The 18,194-nt window shown below is 52.7% G+C and carries 9 protein-coding genes and 6 pseudogenes; 9 read left to right on the top strand and 6 right to left on the bottom strand.

Going from position 1 to position 18,194, the window contains the following annotated elements; genetic code table 11:
- Window positions 1-316 precede the first annotated feature (316 nt).
- The 7 genes and pseudogenes from lepA (at window position 317) to acpS (ending at window position 6,795) form a co-directional block, all read left to right on the top strand.
- Window positions 317-2,115 (top strand): annotated as a pseudogene (gene lepA, locus CKQ53_RS18065) (translation elongation factor 4).
- A gap of 16 nt (window positions 2,116-2,131) precedes the next feature.
- A complete protein-coding gene (gene lepB / locus CKQ53_RS18060; protein WP_094118859.1) occupies window positions 2,132-3,100 on the top strand; it encodes a signal peptidase I in 969 nt (322 codons plus the stop codon).
- Window positions 3,101-3,277: 177 nt separating this feature from the next.
- Complete coding sequence (rnc, locus tag CKQ53_RS18055; protein WP_026741425.1) at window positions 3,278-3,958, top strand: ribonuclease III; 681 nt, start codon at window positions 3,278-3,280, stop codon at window positions 3,956-3,958.
- Window positions 3,955-4,860, top strand: coding sequence for a GTPase Era (gene era / locus CKQ53_RS18050; protein ID WP_094118858.1), 906 nt, complete (start codon window positions 3,955-3,957; stop codon window positions 4,858-4,860). The genes rnc and era overlap by 4 nt, the downstream gene beginning before the upstream one ends.
- Window positions 4,861-4,872: 12 nt before the next feature.
- Window positions 4,873-5,606: pseudogene (recO, locus tag CKQ53_RS18045) on the top strand (DNA repair protein RecO).
- Window positions 5,607-5,681: 75 nt separating this feature from the next.
- Window positions 5,682-6,412 (top strand): annotated as a pseudogene (pdxJ, locus tag CKQ53_RS18040) (pyridoxine 5'-phosphate synthase).
- Complete coding sequence (gene acpS / locus CKQ53_RS18035; RefSeq protein WP_244200978.1) at window positions 6,412-6,795, top strand: holo-ACP synthase; 384 nt, start codon at window positions 6,412-6,414, stop codon at window positions 6,793-6,795. The pseudogene pdxJ and the gene acpS overlap by 1 nt, the downstream one beginning before the upstream one ends.
- A gap of 1 nt (window position 6,796) precedes the next feature.
- Here the strand turns inward: acpS and CKQ53_RS18030 are convergent, their stop codons facing one another.
- The 3 genes from CKQ53_RS18030 to CKQ53_RS18020 all read right to left on the bottom strand — a co-directional run bounded on the left by CKQ53_RS18030 (window position 6,797) and on the right by CKQ53_RS18020 (window position 9,106).
- Complete coding sequence (locus tag CKQ53_RS18030; protein WP_085653198.1) at window positions 6,797-7,057, bottom strand: YfhL family 4Fe-4S dicluster ferredoxin; 261 nt, start codon at window positions 7,055-7,057, stop codon at window positions 6,797-6,799.
- A 250-nt stretch (window positions 7,058-7,307) separates the two neighbouring features.
- Window positions 7,308-8,057, bottom strand: a complete 750-nt coding sequence (locus CKQ53_RS18025) for a substrate-binding domain-containing protein (protein WP_085653200.1) — start codon at window positions 8,055-8,057, stop codon at window positions 7,308-7,310.
- On the bottom strand, window positions 8,054-9,106 hold the full coding sequence (locus CKQ53_RS18020) for an ABC transporter substrate-binding protein (protein WP_085653202.1): 1,053 nt from the start codon (window positions 9,104-9,106) through the stop codon (window positions 8,054-8,056). Before CKQ53_RS18020 ends, CKQ53_RS18025 begins: the two co-directional genes overlap by 4 nt.
- A 395-nt stretch (window positions 9,107-9,501) precedes the next feature.
- Between CKQ53_RS18020 and pdeH the strand changes: the two are divergent.
- Window positions 9,502-10,301: pseudogene (gene pdeH / locus CKQ53_RS18015) on the top strand (cyclic-guanylate-specific phosphodiesterase).
- Window positions 10,302-11,070: 769 nt separating this feature from the next.
- A pseudogene (locus tag CKQ53_RS18010) lies at window positions 11,071-12,584 on the top strand (sensor domain-containing protein).
- 300 nt (window positions 12,585-12,884) lie between these two features.
- On the opposite strand, the gene CKQ53_RS18005 reads toward CKQ53_RS18010, so the two are convergent.
- From CKQ53_RS18005 to CKQ53_RS17995, 3 genes and pseudogenes are all read right to left on the bottom strand, one after another.
- Complete coding sequence (locus CKQ53_RS18005) at window positions 12,885-14,174, bottom strand: HlyD family type I secretion periplasmic adaptor subunit (RefSeq protein WP_409359775.1); 1,290 nt, start codon at window positions 14,172-14,174, stop codon at window positions 12,885-12,887.
- Window positions 14,175-14,235: 61 nt separating this feature from the next.
- Window positions 14,236-16,416: a type I secretion system permease/ATPase gene (locus tag CKQ53_RS18000; RefSeq protein ID WP_118894501.1), complete on the bottom strand. Its 2,181-nt coding sequence runs from the start codon at window positions 16,414-16,416 to the stop codon at window positions 14,236-14,238.
- 67 nt (window positions 16,417-16,483) lie between these two features.
- Window positions 16,484-17,835, bottom strand: a pseudogene (locus CKQ53_RS17995) (TolC family outer membrane protein).
- Window positions 17,836-18,194: the final 359 nt, after the last annotated feature.

Raw genomic sequence — 18,194 nt, 5'->3', positions numbered from 1 at the left:
GACCTTGATTTCCCGTAGCAAGACTCGCTTCCTTATATCCCGGCCTGTATGGCCCGTGAGCGACGAGGTAACCCCCGTCTTTTTCAGGCATCATCTCCCGCCGCTCATGCCGCACAGCAACCGGCTTTCTTCCGCAAGGCGAATAGGGGGACTCCGTGATGATAAACCATCTTAATAGACGGCCCATGACTAGGTTTTCCCCCGTATGGCATGTAGAATGCTGCGATTCGGGCCTATGACAACGGTCAGCGTTGTCGGCTAATGCGCATGCCGATCGGCAAGACTTCAGAAATACCAAGGTAGAAAAACTTTAATAATGAAGCATATACGAAATTTTTCCATCATTGCCCACATCGACCACGGTAAGTCGACGCTTTCTGACCGCATCATTCAAATTTGTGGTGGTTTAACCGAGCGTGAAATGGCTGCGCAGGTTCTGGATTCTATGGACCTCGAGCGCGAACGCGGGATCACCATCAAAGCACAGAGCGTTACGCTGGATTATAAGGCCACTGACGGCCACACCTATCAGCTGAACTTCATCGACACTCCGGGACACGTCGACTTCTCGTATGAAGTTTCCCGCTCTCTGGCCGCCTGTGAAGGCGCGCTGCTGGTGGTGGATGCGGGACAGGGCGTAGAGGCGCAGACGCTGGCTAACTGTTATACGGCGATCGAAATGGATCTGGAAGTCGTGCCGGTCCTGAACAAGATTGACCTCCCTGCGGCCGATCCGGATCGTGTGGCTCAGGAAATCGAAGATATTGTCGGGATTGATGCGACGGACGCCGTGCGTTGCTCGGCGAAAACCGGTGTCGGCGTACCCGACATCCTCGAGCGACTGGTGCGAGATATCCCTGCGCCGGTAGGCGACCCGGAAGCGCCGCTGCAGGCGTTGATCATCGACTCCTGGTTCGATAACTATCTGGGCGTGGTATCTCTGATCCGGATTAAAAATGGCTCCCTGCGCAAGGGCGACAAGATCAAAGTCATGAGCACCGGTCAGGTCTACAACGCCGAGCGCTTGGGCATATTTACCCCGAAACGTGTCGATCGCGATACGCTGAACTGTGGCGAAGTGGGCTGGTTGGTCTGCGCGATCAAAGACATTCTGGGCGCGCCGGTCGGCGATACGCTGACGCTGGCGCGTAAACCGGCGGAGAAAGCGCTGCCGGGCTTCAAGAAAGTGAAACCTCAGGTTTATGCGGGTCTGTTCCCGTCAGCTCCGATGACTACGAGTCGTTCCGCGATGCGCTGGGCAAACTCAGCCTGAACGATGCTTCCCTGTTTTATGAGCCGGAAAGCTCAACGGCGCTGGGCTTCGGTTTCCGCTGTGGCTTCCTGGGTCTGCTGCACATGGAGATCATTCAGGAGCGTCTGGAGCGTGAATACGATCTGGATCTGATCACCACGGCGCCGACGGTGGTGTACGAAGTTGAAACCACGGCCGGTGAAGTGATTTACGTAGACAGCCCGTCCAAGCTGCCGGCGATCAACAACATCGCGGAGCTGCGTGAGCCTATCGCTGAGTGTCACATGTTGATGCCGCAGGAGTTTCTGGGCAACGTCATCACGCTGTGCGTGGAAAAACGCGGCGTGCAAACCAACATGGTGTACCACGGCAACCAGGTGGCGCTGACGTACGACATTCCGATGGCGGAAGTGGTGCTGGACTTCTTCGACCGTCTGAAATCCACCTCTCGCGGTTATGCGTCGCTTGACTACAATTTCAAGCGGTTCCAGGCTTCCAATATGGTGCGCGTCGACGTCCTGATTAACGGCGAGCGCGTCGATGCGTTGGCGTTGATTACGCACAACGACAATGCGCCGTATCGCGGTCGCGATCTCGTGGAAAAAATGAAAGAGCTTATCCCGCGTCAGCAGTTTGATATTGCGATTCAGGCGGCGATCGGCAACCACATTATCGCGCGTTCCACCGTCAAGCAGCTGCGTAAAAACGTGCTGGCCAAATGCTATGGCGGCGACGTGAGCCGTAAGAAAAAGCTGTTGCAGAAGCAGAAAGACGGTAAGAAACGAATGAAACAGGTCGGCAACGTTGAGCTGCCGCAGGAAGCGTTTTTGGCCATTCTGCACGTGGGCAAGGACAGTAAATAATTTCATAGGAGTTGGCATGGCCAATATGTTTGCCTTGATTCTGACGCTCGCCACGCTGGTTACCGGCGTCGTGTGGTGTCTGGACCGTTTCAAATGGGCGCCCGCACGGCGCGCCAGACTGGCTCATTCAAGCCAGCAGTCGGACGGTACGGCTGGAGAACAGACGCTCTCCAGCAGCATCAAACAGCCGGGTTGGATTGAAACTTGCGCCTCGGTATTCCCCGTTTTGGCTGTGGTGCTGGTGGTGCGTTCATTCATCTATGAACCGTTTCAGATCCCGTCGGGTTCGATGATGCCGACGCTGTTGATCGGTGATTTTATCCTGGTGGAAAAATTTGCTTACGGCATTAAAGACCCGATTACCCAGACGACGCTGATTGAAACCGGACATCCTAAACGTGGCGATATCGCCGTCTTTAAATACCCGGAAAATCCGAGTCTGGACTACATCAAACGCGTTGTGGGCCTGCCGGGCGATCGCGTGAGCTACGATCCTGTCGCCAAACAGGTGACGATCCAGCCTGCGTGTTCACAGTCTTCTGATTGCGATAAAGCGTTGGCCGTCACCTATAGCAACGTGCAGCCGAGCGACTTTGTCCAGACCTTTAATGGGATGGGCGGGGAAAGCAGCAACGGTTTTTATCAGATCCCGACGGGTGAGCAAGCAAATGGCATTCGTCTGACGACGCGTAAAGAAACCCTGGGCGACGTCACGCACGATATTCTGACGGTTCCGATCGCACAGGATCAGCTGAGCCTGTACTATCACCAGCCTCATCAGCCGTTAAGCACATGGGTTGTGCCGGCCGGCAGCTACTTCATGATGGGCGATAACCGTGACAACAGCGCAGACAGCCGTTACTGGGGCTTTGTGCCGGAGAGAAATCTGGTCGGTAAAGCCACGGCAATCTGGATGAGCTTTGAAAAACAGGAAGGCCAATGGCCTACTGGCGTACGCCTGAGCCGTATTGGCGGTATTCACTAATACAACGTAATAAACACGCGGTATCTTTGCGCCTTCCGTTGTAGAATATTTTCGACATAAATAAACGCAGGCTCCCTCACGGGAGCCAGTGCAAACGAAACAGTTTTGGCACTATAAGAGTTCAGCAGGGCTGTTCCGTATGCTGTGGTTAAAAAGCACGATTGATATTGGTAACACATGAACCCCATTCTCATAAATCGTTTACAAAAAAAACTGGGCTATACTTTCCGACAATATGATCTTCTGCTGCAGGCACTTACGCATCGTAGCGCCAGCAGTAAACACAATGAACGGCTGGAATTCCTTGGGGACTCCATCCTGAGCTTTGTGATCGCCAATGCGCTCTATCACCGTTTCCCCCGCGTTGATGAAGGGGACATGAGCCGGATGCGCGCCACGCTGGTGCGCGGCAATACGCTGGCAGAGATCGCACGCGAGTTCGAACTGGGCGAATGTCTTCGTCTGGGGCCGGGAGAGTTGAAAAGCGGCGGTTTCCGTCGTGAGTCCATTCTGGCGGATACGGTCGAAGCGCTGATCGGCGGCATATTCCTGGATAGCGATATCCAGATGGTCGAGAAGCTGATCCTCGAGTGGTATCAGAGTCGCCTGAATGAAATCAGCCCCGGCGACAAGCAAAAAGATCCCAAAACCCGGCTGCAGGAGTTTCTGCAGGGACGGCACTTACCGCTGCCTACCTATCTGGTAGTGCAGGTGCGTGGTGAAGCGCACGATCAAGAGTTCACCATACACTGTCTGGTCAGCGGGTTTAGCGAACCGGTGGTCGGCACGGGGTCGAGCCGTCGTAAAGCCGAGCAGGCTGCGGCAGAACAGGCGTTAATACAGCTGGAGCTTGAATGAGCGAAGAACAGAATTACTGCGGCTTTGTCGCGATTGTAGGCCGACCGAATGTCGGTAAATCCACATTGCTGAACCAGCTGCTGGGTCAGAAGGTTTCTATTACCTCCCGTAAACCGCAGACGACGCGCCACCGCATCATGGGCATTCATACGGAAGGGCCTTATCAGGCGATCTACGTGGACACCCCTGGGCTGCATATCGAAGAAAAACGTGCGATTAACCGGTTGATGAACCGCGCCGCCAGCAGCTCTATCGGCGACGTTGAGCTGGTCATTTTTGTTGTCGAAGGTACGCACTGGACCGAAGACGACGAAATGGTGGTCAACAAGCTGCGCGATCAGAAACATCCCGTGCTGCTGGCTATCAACAAAGTCGATAACGTCACGGACAAAAGTAAACTGCTGCCGCACATTCAGATGATCAGTCAGAAGATGAAGTTTCTGGATGTCGTGCCGATGAGCGCTGAGAAAGGCATGAATGTCGACACGATCGCCAGCATCGTCCGTAAACATCTGCCGCAGGCGGTGCACCACTTCCCGGAAGATTACATCACCGACCGTTCTCAGCGCTTCATGGCCTCCGAGATCATCCGTGAGAAGCTGATGCGTTTTCTGGGCGAAGAACTGCCGTACTCTGTCACCGTGGAAATCGAGCGTTTTGTCGCGAATGAACGCGGCGGGTACGATATCAACGGTCTGATTCTGGTTGAGCGTGAAGGCCAGAAGAAAATGGTTATCGGCAATAAAGGCTCCAAGATCAAAACCATCGGCATTGAAGCCCGTCAGGACATGGAACAGATGTTCGAGGCAAAAGTGCATCTGGAACTGTGGGTTAAAGTGAAATCCGGCTGGGCGGACGACGAACGTGCGTTGCGCAGTCTGGGTTATATCGACGACCTCTAAGGGGCCCCGCCTATGGAAGGCTGGCAGCGCGCATTTGTCTTGCATGGGCGCCCTTATAGTGAAACCAGCCTGTTGCTGGATCTGTTCACGGAGAATCAGGGCCGTGTCCGGATGTTGGCGAAAGGCGCCCGAGCGCGTCGTTCCAGTCTGAAAGGGTGCCTGCAGCCGTTTACCCCGCTGCTGGTGCGCTGGAGCGGCCGGGGCGATGTGAAAACGCTTCGCAATGCCGAGCCGGTGTCTCTGGCGCTCCCCATCAGCGGCAGTACGCTCTACAGCGGCCTGTACGTTAACGAACTGCTCACTCGGGTTCTCGAGTTCGAAACCAACTTCTCCGCGCTCTTCTTCGATTACCTGCACTGTTTGCAACAGTTGGCTGCGCTTGACGGCTCGCCAGAACCGGCGCTGCGTCGCTTCGAGCTGGCGCTGCTGGGGCATTTGGGCTACGGCGTCGACTTTCTGCACTGCGCCGGCAGCGGCGAAAGCGTCGCGGACGACATGACTTATCGCTATCGGGAAGAAAAAGGATTTATCGCCAGTCTGGTGGTGGATCGCCTCAGTTTTACCGGACATGAACTTCGCTCGTTGGCGGCTCGGGAGTTCCCCGATGCGGACACCTTGCGCGCCGCTAAACGGTTCACTCGCATGGCGCTCAAACCCTACCTCGGCGGTAAACCCTCAAGAGCCGCGAGCTGTTCCGACAGTTCGTGATCAAACCGCCCAAGCCAGCTCCGCCGCAAGAAGAGTAACGTCGGGAGTACCAAACAGGATTGGCGGCGGTGTAAACTGGCGTTATTGATGAGATAGAAAGTTAAGGATGGATCATGGCTGAGCTGTTGTTAGGTGTAAATATCGATCATATCGCCACGTTGCGTAACGCCCGGGAACGGCGTATCCCGACCCGGTTCAGGCCGCGTTTATCGCTGAACAGGCCGGGGCGGACGGCATTACCGTGCATCTGCGCGAAGATCGTCGCCACATTACGGATCGCGATGTGCGCCTGCTGCGCCAGACCATCCAGACGCGGATGAACCTGGAGATGGCGGTCACGGACGAAATGGTTTCTATCGCCTGCGAATTGCAGCCTCACTTCTGTTGCCTGGTGCCGGAAAAACGGCAGGAGGTGACGACGGAGGGCGGTCTGGACGTCGCCGGACAGCTGAACAAAATGCAGGATGCCGTGAAGAAGCTGACCGCTGCTGGAATTAACGTCTCTTTGTTTATCGATCCCGACCGTGCCCAAATTGATGCGGCTGTCGCTTGCGAAGCGCCTTATATCGAGCTGCATACCGGCGCTTACGCGGATGCCGAGGGCGACGAAGCGCGCCAGCATGAGTTCGAACGTATCCGTGACGCCGCGACTTATGCGGCAGCCAAAGGGATCCGTGTGAATGCCGGTCACGGCCTGACTTACCATAACGTCCAGCCCATCGCCGCGCTGCCGGAAATGCATGAGCTGAACATTGGTCATTCGATCATTGGACGCGCTGTGATGAGCGGGTTACCGGCGGCTGTCGCCGAGATGAAATCCTTGATGCGGGAAGCGCGTCGTTAATGGCGGTTCTGGGACTCGGCACCGACATCGTCGAAATCGCCCGTATCGAAGCGGCCGTTGAACGTTCGAGCGATCGTCTCGCGCGTCGCATTTTGAGCGACGCCGAGTGGGCGATTTATCAGGAACATCAGCAGCCGATTCGCTTTCTGGCAAAACGCTTTGCGGTAAAGGAAGCGGCGTCGAAAGCGTTTGGCACGGGGATCCGTCAGGATTGGCCTTCGCTCAATTCGAGGTGTTCAATAACGATTTGGGCAAGCCATGCCTGCGTTTTCTCGGTCGAGCCGCGGAATTTGCGCAGGAACTGGGCGTGCAGCATGTGCACGTCTCGCTGGCAGACGAGCGGCGCTATGCGTGCGCCACCGTTATCGTGGAAAGCTAATTAGCTTAGAGTTGGTCGGCGTGGTGCAGCTGGACGAATTTCTCCCACAACCGCTCCTGATCTTCCACATGGGCCGGATCGGTAATGATGGTGTTATCGATCGGGCACACTTTCTGGCAGGTGGGGGTATCGTAGTGACCAACGCACTCCGTACAGCGCTCAGAATCGATTTCGTACGTCTCCATCCCCATCGATATGGCCTGATTCGGGCACTCTGGCTCGCACATATCGCAGTTGATGCATCGTTTGGTAATTAACAGCGCCATTTAGAGGTCTTTCCCATTTCTTGCCGCCATGAGCGGCCTGTCCGCAACCATCGCACCCGATGAAGTCATCCTCGCCTTAATCACCACTTTCGACGCAGTTTTCTCCTCCGTGGAGGACAAGGCGGTTGCGCATTTTCTCGAAAGCGGCAGTGTCGGCGGCGCGCACTTTAGCATAAAAGCGATATCAGCCCAACAGCGCGGGATGCCCTATGGGCGACGATGTGTGGCTGACATGAAAGACGCTGCCGAGTTAATCGAGCGGCTCGTCCTTCAGGACCGGTACTTCGAAGCCGCCATCCTGCAAGATCTGGCGAGCCATTGCTGAAGACAAAAATGCGGCCAGCGGCTGCGCGGCTGCGCGGCAAAGTGCGAACGTGTAGTCAGCGCGAATGTTTTGGTCGTCGGGAAGGGAGAATACGTGAATGCCGGGGAGCTGACGCAAGCGCGGGGCATAGCTGGCGTAACCGACAAACAGATCCGCCTGACCGCTTTGTATGATCCAAGAGGCGGCCATGTGTCCTTCCGGTACCGGCGCGCTGTGTAGGCCTCCGACCAGCATGAGCGCCCTGGCCTGTAAGTCAGCGGCCGCGCCCGGGTAGTGTCTCTCCATCCGTTCGAACAACTGCCAGGCGTAGTCGCCGGAGGGATCGCTGCCGGGCGTTGATGTCGCCAGTCGCAACTCAGGATCGAGCAGCAGCGTGAGCCAGTCTTGAGAGCGGGCCGCGGAGGAGGCCGATGCCGTCAGGCAAAGACGGTTGACGGCCAGTGGCGTTGCTGAGAGGGCGAGTTTACCCATCACCAGCGCCGAGGTGTGATGGCGGTTGGCGGAAGCGAACAGGTCGCAAGGTTCTCCTCGTTCAATCCGCTGGCGTAATAAGCCCGCTGGGCCAAAATCGGTTTGCGTCTTCAGTCCCGTCTCGGCTTCAAACGCCGCCATCAGTGCTGGCCAGACTCCGCGAAGGCTACCCGCCGCCAGGAGTTGTAATGGTCGTTGGCTCATTCTGCGCCCGTGTCATCTGTGCGATAAAAAGTGCGATACCAATCCTGCGCCTGCTTGTGGATGTCGATATCGCTGAAAATCTCCGGGTACAACTTTTTCGCCATCCACAGTTCGCCAAGACCGATAGCTTCCGGCATCGGGTAGCCCCATGCCTTAGCGTAGTCGGGCATGAGATAAACACGGTGCTGTTTGACGGCGTCAATCGGTTGCCACTCGGGCTGAGTCTGAATCTGTTCTACGACCTGTGGATAGCGATCCTGGACAAAAATCACCTGTGGGTTCCAGGTGATGACCTGCTCCATCGACACCTGCTTGTAGCCCTTCACCGTGGCTGCGGCGACGTTCAAAGCCCCTGCATGCTTCATCATCAAACCGGTATATTTCCCTGAGCCGTAGGTCGTGAGTTCCGGATTCGCCATATAGGCGCGTACGCGTTTCGCTTCCGGCAGGTGTTGTAAGCGTTCACTGACAAGTTGCCGCTGACGGAAGGCCTTTTCAATCAGCATTGTGGATTGAGGAACGCGGTCCACGATATCGCCAATGAGTCGAATTCCTTCTTTCAGGCCTTGGTCATAGGCCTGCTCTTCATTCGCCATCTTCGGATTCAGCTCTCTTTCCTGACCGGGAACATCATGACGCAGGGAAATAGCGACGACGGCGATACCGAGCTGACTAATCTGATCGATCATCTCCTGCGGCGCGTAGTGAGTGACAAAAACAACCTGTGGCTTTAATGCGGCAAGGCTTTCCAGATCGACGTGCGTTAGGTCGCCCACTTTGGCTTTGCCGATGAGCTGCGGAACAAGCTGCGCATAGTGCGGGCCTAACTGTTGTTCCCAATCGTATTGTATTCCGACGATTTTATCGGTCGCATTGAGTTCGACCAGCAAATTAAGCGTTTGATGTTGTAAAACGACCACGCGTTGGATGTTGTCGGGAAGAGTGACCTGGCGGTTCAATTGGTCGATGATGATCCGTTGAGCTTGAGCTCCTGCTGGTAGCATCGCCAAAAGCAGGCTAATCATGAATATGTAAATTATTTTTATCATTATTATATCTCTGTTTATCATGTGCTGTACTATACCGCGCTCCAGAAACAAACAGTCGATGCTAACTGACTGGTTGTATGGGAAATAATCAAAAATCAGCCTTGTTCGTGGGGCGGCATTTTACTGCCTGTAGCATCCGGTGGAGTACAGCGCAAAATCATCGCTTACTCTCGGGATTGAGCCTCTAGGCGGTGTGCGAATTAGTCTTTATCATAAAGTGCTGAAAATTACGATTCCACAGCCCTTTGATAAACTGGTCAAATTCGCAATACGGCAATGTGTCCGTCACGTTTACGTCGTAATGTAGCCCACATTACGCTAGCTGCCCCGAAGTCACTTTCATCGCGGTCAGGGCTGTTTTCAGGAGCGGTGGGATTATTTTAGTCATTCAGCGTATGTCTAACGGCGGAATTAATAGAGTGCAGCAAAACAGTCAGCTTAATCAGTTTGGGCCTATTCCACCCGCTAGTGGGCCGGAGACAAAAGATGACGTTGATTTTTTGCTCAGTTGCCGCCGAAGATACACTTTCCAACCGATTTATCGAACATCCGGACGATTGCTGGGCGTTGAGCTGTTAACTGCGATTTCTCATCCGACCATCCCTCATCAGACGCTTTCCCCCGAAGTCTACTTTGCTCGTATCGATGTCGGCATGCGCCTGAAAATCGTCATCGAGCAGATGCAGCTCCTGCGTCGCCTCCACGACCGCTTTGTTCGGGACGACCTGCTAGCCTCCGTCAACATTGACGGACCGGTACTGATGGCATTGCAGAAAAACCTGCAGGCAAAAAAGCTGATTGCCAGTATGCCCTGGTTGCGTTTTGAGCTGGTGGAATGTCAGGAAGGTTTGCCAAAAGAACTACTGAATGCGTTGCCCGAAGCTAGCCGGCTATGGCTGGATGATTTCGGCTGCGGCGTAGCCAACTTTTCCTCGCTGTTGATGGTGCGGCACGACTGCATCAAAGTTGCCCGAGAGCTGTTCGTCATGCTTCAGCAAACGGAAGAAGGACGCCAAATTTTTCACCTGTTGATCACTCTCATGACCCGTTACTGTAATTATATCGTCGTTGAAGGTGTGGAAACGGAAAACGAGTGGGGAATGGTTAAAGAGTCCAACGCCACGGCAGCTCAAGGTTATTTCCTTTCTCGCCCCAACCATTTGAATATTTCGAATCATTAAAACTCGAATTTTAACGTCCCCGCAGTCATTCCTATCTTTTTATAGAGTTTCTTTTTCTTTTAATTTCACGTAAAGCAAGAAAGTGAATCGAATAGCCTCAAATATAGGGCTATTCGGAACGACAGGACGTGTAGAGTGTGATAATCAAAACAAAGTATTTGATTAAGAAAATTAAAACTGATGAAGTTTAATTCTTCAGTTTTTGTTAACTATGGTCATCTGTGTTAGTTTTATGCCTAATGATGCTATATGTTAATGATGATCGTGATGTGAATTGTTCTTCGCCTCTCGTACGGTCACCTGCAAAAAACATGGATTTAACTCATTGATTATAATCAATAAAAAAACAAGTGTTTGCTTATAACGATCAATAATTTCCTCATGATAGGTTTTTGTGATTAAAAGGGTATTAATTATTGGTATAATTGATTTGCTTCAGCGCAATTGATAGTCAAAATACAGCGCATGCTAAATGCATAAAGAAGAGTTTTAAAATATTAGTAAATCTTATAACAGTGTTAGTGGTATATATAACAAATAAGCTGAATCTTTTTATTTGATTATTTTTTTCTTCACGCAGTGATATCTGGGGGGCTTTATGCTTACGTTTCTATGTTTTTGAACTCTCAGCCTGGCCGGATATTTTTTCCATTTATCCCTTTTACTCTCCGGAAATCTGCCAACTCTGAAAAACTGAATGGGGGATGTTATTACCGGGATTTTTCGTCTTCAGTGATGCGCTGTGTTCGTTCAGGACCTTACGGCCCTGAGGAGAGTATTATTGTGTATGAAATTATAATAACTCTATTGATTATTCTCTTGGGTGTATCTTCGCTCCGAAACCGTAAACGCCTGGAAAAGTCCACCAACGAAAATAAAAAGCTGGATTTTTTGAACATGGTTCTGTTTGCAGCGGAATATAGTCCTGCCGCGCTCCTGATTGCCAACGAAAACTGTGAAATAGTCTATGTAAACAGACAGTTCATCTCCATGTCCGGGTATGAAGCGGAAGAAGTGATTGGCCAAAACACCCGCATGCTTAGCTCAGGAATGACCAACGCTAGCGTTTATGAAGAGCTGTGGGAAACGCTTAATAAAGGCGATATATGGAATGGCGAGTTTATTAATCGCAAAAAAAATGGTCAGTTATATTGGGAAAAAGCCAGCATCGTAAAGATATATAATAAGGCGAGTAACGCTATTCAGTATGTCGGCATTAAAATGGACATTACGGAGAGAAAGACAAAAGAGTATCACGATAATTCCTACAACCGGGCGTTGGAATTATTGTCGAGCGGAGCGCCGCTTAAAGATATTCTTGATGCCATTATCTTTAGCGTAGAAGAGAAGAATCCAGGAAGAATTGTCTGCTCAGTCTTGCTGATTGATAAGGACAAGAAATGTTTAACCCTCGGTTCCGCCCCAGCCTGCCGGGCTTTTATAAAAATGCCATTCATAACGTGAAGATTGCCGACGGTGCCGCATCGTTTGGTACGGCAGCATATACCGGTAAACGGGTCATTGCAGAAGATATCTCCACCGATCCGAGCTGGTCGCTTTATAAAGGTCTGGCGTTGTACGCCGGCTTACGCTCCTGCTGGTCTGAACCTGTGTTCGGCCAAAACGATGAAATATTAGCTGTGCTTAGCGTTTACCATCGTAAAGTTTATTCTCCGGCTGAAGACGAAATCGAATCCATCGAGAAGTCGGCTCAGTTGGTTTCGGTGGCTATCGAACGCTACCGCGCCATCGATATGCTGCGTCGTAGCGAGGAGCACTACCGTCAGTTGGCGCACTACGATTCCCTGACGTCTCTGGCGAACGGCCTGACTTTTGCGGAACAGATGGAACAGGCCATTCAGCTTTCAAAGCAGACGGGACGTAAAATCGCGTTGATGTTCCTGGATTTGGACAGGTTCAAACAGATTAATGACACCTTTGGCCATGCCGTCGGCGATCTGCTGTTGAAGGAAGCGGCGGCTCGCATGCGTCTCGCCGTTCGCGATAGCGATACGGTGTATCGCCGCAGCGGCGACGAATTCATCATCCTTCTGCAGGGAATCAAAGAGCAGGAAAACACGCTGTACGTGGCGGATAAGATCCACTATGCGTTGAACGAGCCTTTCGATATTGAAGGAAAAACGCTCGATATCTCCTGCAGTATCGGCATTGCCCTTTATCCCGAGCACGGCGCCGACGCGTTGTCGCTGGCCATTAACGCCGATGCCGCCATGTATCAAGCCAAAACCTTGGGACGCAGCCAGACCAAGATCTATAACGACGTCAATACTCACTAATGTCGGCCGGACGGCCTTGTTAGCTGAAAGGAATTAGCGCTGCGAGGAAAGAAGAGGGCAGACGTGATATCACGAGCCATCCCAGAGCGGTTGCCCGTTTTGTTGATTAGCCCCTCTCAAAGACGCATGGCGTCTTACGATGTGAATACATACTCACTTCAATCACCATATTTTCTCTGTAAAGGGCCGCATTAGAGGTCAATGGCTGACGCGTCGTCAAAAAAAACGGGCAACCCTTTAGAGGTTGCCCGTCTTACATTGCTGTCTCGTCAGTTTACTATCGATGGATTGGCAGAGATTCTACCTCTCCCGCAGCGCTTCAGCTTTGGCGCGTAGGATGGGTTTGAGCAGATAACGCAGTATGGTTTTCTTACCGGTCATGATATCGACGGTCGCGACCATACCCGGGATCACCAGCAGCGGTTTGTCTTCGTTGCCCAAGTGATTTTTCTCGGTGCGCAGGCGGATCACGTAGTAGCTGTGCCCCTCTTTATCCGTCACGGTATCCGGACTGATTTGCTCAAGATGTCCTTTTAATCCGCCATAAATGGTGTAGTCGTAGGCGGTAAACTTGATCACTGCCTGCTGACCGGGATGCAAAAAGGCAATGTCTTGCGGACGAATGCGGGCTTCAATCAGCAGGCTGTCGTCTAACGGTACGATCTCTACCAGATCGTTACCCGGCTGAATTACGCCGCCGATCGTATTTACCAAAATCTGTTGCACGATGCCGCGGACGGGGGACACTACCAACGTACGGTTGACTCGGTCTTCCAGCGCCTTGCCCGTCGCCGCAATCTTGTTGAGATTGGTCTGCGCTTCATTCAACTGCGACAAAGCTTCGCTTTTATAGCGGCCGTGAGTCTCTTCGATTTTATTATCGATTTCCTTCAATGCCGCTTCGGCACGCGGGATCGACAGCGATACCGAATCCATTTGGCCACGGGTTTCGACCTCTGAACGACGCAGACGAAGAATTTCGACCTTCGAGATAGCGCCTTCTTTAATCAACGGCTCGGACATTCTGATTTCTTGCTGCAGCAAGTTCAGACTGTTGCGGTACTGCTCTTGTCGTGAGACATAATCACGCAGTTCCTGGCGTCGTTGCACCAACTGCTCTTTCAGGCCGGAAATCTCGTTACTGAACTGTCGCTTGCGGTTGTTGTAGAGATCTCGCTCACCGGCGGCGACACTGGGCGCCTGCTTTTCCACTTCGGCGGGGAGGGTGAACGGCGTATCGTTAATTTCCGCATTCAGGCGTGCGATGCGCGCCAGCAGTGACAGTCTGTCCGCCTCGGTTTCACCGACGTTAGACGCAAAACGGGTGTCGTCCAGACGTAACAACGGCTCGCCTGCCTTAACGATTTGCCCTTCATGTACGAAAATCTGGCTGACGATCCCGCCTTCTAGGTTCTGAATTTTCTGCAGTCGGATAGAAGGAATGGCTTTCCCTTCGCCGTGAGTCACCTCATCGATCTCGGCGAAAGCGGCCCACAGCAGGAAAAAGCCGATGCATGCCAGAATCACCCACAGGGTGACGCGAATGATGCGGGGCGCATCTTCCACCATGGCCTGGCTGACTTCGGGCATGGTCTGCGCGTCGCTGTTTTTACGGGATGCCTGAAAATAGGCCAGTATTTTTTTAGTGCTTTCAACGAGACGCATTGATCTGCCCCTTCTTTAATGCATCCATCACGATGGCTTTCGGCCCGTCGGCAATAATGCGGCCTTTATCCATGATGATCAGGCGGTCAACCAGCGACAGCATGGATACGCGGTGCGTCACCAGCAGCAGCGTCTTGTTGATCAATGCGGATTGCAGTGCCTGCTTGAGGCGATCTTCGTTGCTGTTATCCATCGCGCTGGTGGGTTCATCCATCACCAGAATCGGCGGCTCCAGCAGCAGGGCTCGCGCAATGGCCACCGCCTGGCGTTGGCCGCCGGAGAGCTGTAAACCGCGCTCACCGACCTGCAGATTGTAACCGTCGGGATGAAGTCGGGCGAACTCGCTGACGCCGGCGATGTCGGCCGCGCGCAGCATGGCTTCGTCTTCCACGTAGCGTGCGCCGCAAATCAGGTTATCGCGCAGCGAACCGCTGAACAGCTGGATATCCTGCGGAACATAGCCGATGTTATGGCGCAGGTCGCTGACGTCCAACTGCCGTGCGTCGACCCCATCGATCAGCAGATTACCGCTGGTCGGTTGGTAGAGATTGACGAGTAATTTTTCCAGCGAGCTTTTGCCAGACCCGGTCCGTCCAATGATGCCGACTTTCTCACCTGGCTGAATGGTCAGGTTAATGTTCGACAGAGAACGCATCTTCTGTTCCGGGTAATTGAAGGTGACATCGCGAAACTCGATGCCGCCGATGATGCTTTCTCGTTTCAGCGGGCGCTCGTCTTCCTGGCGCTCCTGCGGAAGCTCCATCATTTGCTCTGTCGTCACCATCGTCAGTTTGGCTTGCTGATAGCGGGTGACCAGACCGGAAAGCTGTCCTAGCGGAATCAAGGCGCGTCCGTTAAGCATGTAGCAGGCGATCAGCGCCCCCATACTCAGTTTACCGTCGATCAGCAGATAAACGCCGACGACGATCATGATGACGCCCGCGAGCTGCTGGAACCACTGTGTCAGATTCACCGCCAGCGAAGAGAGCGTTTTCGCGCGCATTTCCAGACGGCTGAGGCTGCCGATTGTTTGCTCCCACTGATGCTGGCGCTCACTTTCCGCATTATTGACCTTAATCGCATCAAGCCCGGTCAGTGTTTCGATCAGCGTCGCCTGACGTTCGCTCGCCAGGTGCAACGATTTTTCAATGGTTGAGGTCAGCGGCTTTTGCAGCGCCCAGCTCACCAGCAACGCCAGCGGGAAGGCGAGGATAGGGATCCACACCAGCGGGCCGCCGATGATGCCAATGACCAGCAACAGCAACAAAGTAAAGGGAAAATCGATCAGCGTGGTCAGCGTCAACGAGGACAAAAAGTCCCGCAGCAGCTGAAATTCATGAATATTTTGCGCGAAGCTGCCGACGCGGGCGGGGCGTGCTTTCATCGCCATGCCGGTGATGCGTTCAAACAGCGTGGCGGAAAGGATAAGGTCGGTTTTTTTACCCGCGATATCCAGACAGATACTGCGGAGTGTTCGCAATATCAGATCAAAAAAGAAAGCGCCGCTGACGCCGAGGGCGAGAACCCATAGCGTTGATGTCGCCTGATTAGGCACCACACGGTCATAAACGTTCATCACGAACAAGGGAGTGGCGAGCGCGATGATGTTGATGAGCAGGCTGGCGAGAATCGCGTCCATATATAGGAAGCGTGACAGCTTTAGAGTGTCCTTGAACCAGGATTTTGTGCGCGGGATCAACGAGGTTTGCTGCAGATCGAACGAATGTCGAGGCTGCGCGAACATCACTAGTCCCAAATAGTTTTGCTGCAAGGTACTGTGTTCGACGACGATTTCGCCGCCCTCAGTTTCGCTGGGCATAATACGAGCGCTGCCGTCGCTGTTCCAACCTAACAGGATGGCGGAACGGCCTTCTCGCATCAGCAGCATCGCGGGCAGCGACATGCCGGAGATCGCATTCAGCGGTCGTTTCAGCACGCGGGCTTGCAGTCCTGCACGCGCCGCGGCACGCGGCAATAGCTCAACCGTCAATCTTTGCTCGGCGAGCGGCAATCCGGCGGTCAGCGTGGTACGGCTGGCGGTTTTGCCCTGAAGTTTGCAAAGTATCAACAGGCTATCAAGCAGAGGGTCATCGTGACGATTGCGAGGATCGTGGTTTACGGAAGCGGCGTCGGTGCTGCCGGGTGGTTGTTCATGCTGTGGCATCATTAACCAAACATTCCTTAACTAAGAATGCCTTTTCCGCGGACGGAAAAGGCATAGGCTGACTGAAACATTATTGTAAGTCAGGCAGATCTACCTGCGTATTGACAGCGCTCAGGCTTTGACCTGCGGTTGGCGCAGGAATAGACAGGCTGTTCAATAGGTCACCCATACGGGCTTTCAGTCGATATTGGCTATACAGCGACAGGAAACGAATCTCAACCATTCGGCGTTGTGCGGTAAAGCGTTCGTTTTCACTATCCAGTACGTCCAGCAGGGTGCGTTCGCCCAGACTAAACTGCTTCTGATAGGCGTCGCGCACGCGGCGGCTGCGTTCCGCGTATTCTTGCGCGATAGGCAGCTGTTGGCGCGCATTATTCATCGCGGACCAGGACAGACGCAACTCTTCATTCAGCTGACGCAACGTGTTATTACGAACATCTTCCGCTTCTTTGACCTGGAAAGCTTTCGATTCCAGCGTCGCCTTGGTGCTGCCGCCTTCGTATAAGTTATAGCGCATACGCAGCATGGCTTGCCATTCGTTGTACTTGCCGCGCGTACCGTCGACATTTTCGTCTAACGTACGGGCAAGCTCAACGTTAAATTTGGGATAGAAACCGGATTTTTGAGCTTCGTACTGCTTTCTGGTCGCTTCGATATCCGACTCGGCAGACTTCAGAATCGGGCTATTTGCTACCATGACGCGTTTCGCATCGACCAGCGTGGCGGGGACGTTCAGCAGATCGCTGCTCGGGAGCTGCAGGCCTACCGGCTCTTTACCGACAACGCTGAAATAGTTGCTTTCCGCATCGGTCAGGTTGGTTTGTTCGGTCAGCACATTATTGCGCGCCTGTGCGACACGCGCTTCGGCCTGTTCCAGGTCGGCAAGACGACCGACGCCCTGTTCGGAACGCAGTTTGATTTGATCGTAAATGCGCTGGTTGGTGCTCAGATTCTCCTCAGCCAGACGCAAAAATTCGTGACGCTGCAAGACATCGAGGTAGGCCTGGACTGCATCGAGCGCGCGAGCCTCGCTGGTGTTCAGCGTTTTGTAGGCTCTGGAATTGACCGTTGCTTTTTGCTGAGCAACGGTATTAGACGTTTCGAAACCATCAAAGACCCTCTGACTAAGGTTGATTGATGTTTCTCGACGCGTAAGAATGTCGTTGTTACTGTTCTGAGCGCGGGTGGAAGGAGTGTCGAGGTTCTCTTTGCCGATACCGGCGTTGAGAGAAATACTCGGCAGATAGCCCCCTGGGCAGCACGCACATTTCTCTCCGCTGAGTGACGACTGTTACTAGCCGCGCTTATTTCAGGGTGAGTATTTAGCGTGTTTTCAATTGCATCTTTTAACGTGTCAGCAAATGAAATAGGGGAAACCGTGATTAATAAAAGTAAAGAAATAAATGGATTTTTACGCTTCATATAACGCTTTTTCCTGAATGCCATTAATAATGAGTTATTTCTTTTTCAATAATGACTAGAGGAAGCAACGACCCATTAAATAAATGATAGCTGTCAATCCATTAGCCGCTTATCGAAAAAATTGGCGCATTACCGCAAAATCTTTGCTCTAATCGAGTAAAAATTTTGGTAAGAATGTTCCAAATTTTTTATTATATTAGGGTCTGAGTCAAGTCATTGACGTCAGCTAAATACTTTCAGATGCAATAATAAAGTAATAACAAGAGATTGAAATCATCCTTTAAAGCCCGAGTTATAAAAAGGCTTTACATATTAATTTAATCGGTTTTTTCATTCGGTGGATTCCATCGGAAATATTG

Source organism: Lonsdalea britannica (genome assembly GCF_003515985.1).
GTDB lineage: Bacteria > Pseudomonadota > Gammaproteobacteria > Enterobacterales > Enterobacteriaceae > Lonsdalea > Lonsdalea britannica.
The sequence above is the reverse complement of the archived record's forward strand: the minus strand, read 5'-3'. Positions and strand labels throughout refer to the sequence as shown.

Coding starts and splice junctions, on each gene's coding strand:
- lepB (WP_094118859.1), top strand. CDS start 2,132: ATGGCCAATATGTTTGCCTTGATTCTGACGCTCGCCACGCTGGTTACC.
- rnc (WP_026741425.1), top strand. CDS start 3,278: ATGAACCCCATTCTCATAAATCGTTTACAAAAAAAACTGGGCTATACT.
- era (WP_094118858.1), top strand. CDS start 3,955: ATGAGCGAAGAACAGAATTACTGCGGCTTTGTCGCGATTGTAGGCCGA.
- acpS (WP_244200978.1), top strand. CDS start 6,412: ATGGCGGTTCTGGGACTCGGCACCGACATCGTCGAAATCGCCCGTATC.
- CKQ53_RS18030 (WP_085653198.1), bottom strand. CDS start 7,057: ATGGCGCTGTTAATTACCAAACGATGCATCAACTGCGATATGTGCGAG.
- CKQ53_RS18025 (WP_085653200.1), bottom strand. CDS start 8,057: ATGAGCCAACGACCATTACAACTCCTGGCGGCGGGTAGCCTTCGCGGA.
- CKQ53_RS18020 (WP_085653202.1), bottom strand. CDS start 9,106: ATGATAAAAATAATTTACATATTCATGATTAGCCTGCTTTTGGCGATG.
- CKQ53_RS18005 (WP_409359775.1), bottom strand. CDS start 14,174: ATGCCCGAAGTCAGCCAGGCCATGGTGGAAGATGCGCCCCGCATCATT.
- CKQ53_RS18000 (WP_118894501.1), bottom strand. CDS start 16,416: ATGATGCCACAGCATGAACAACCACCCGGCAGCACCGACGCCGCTTCC.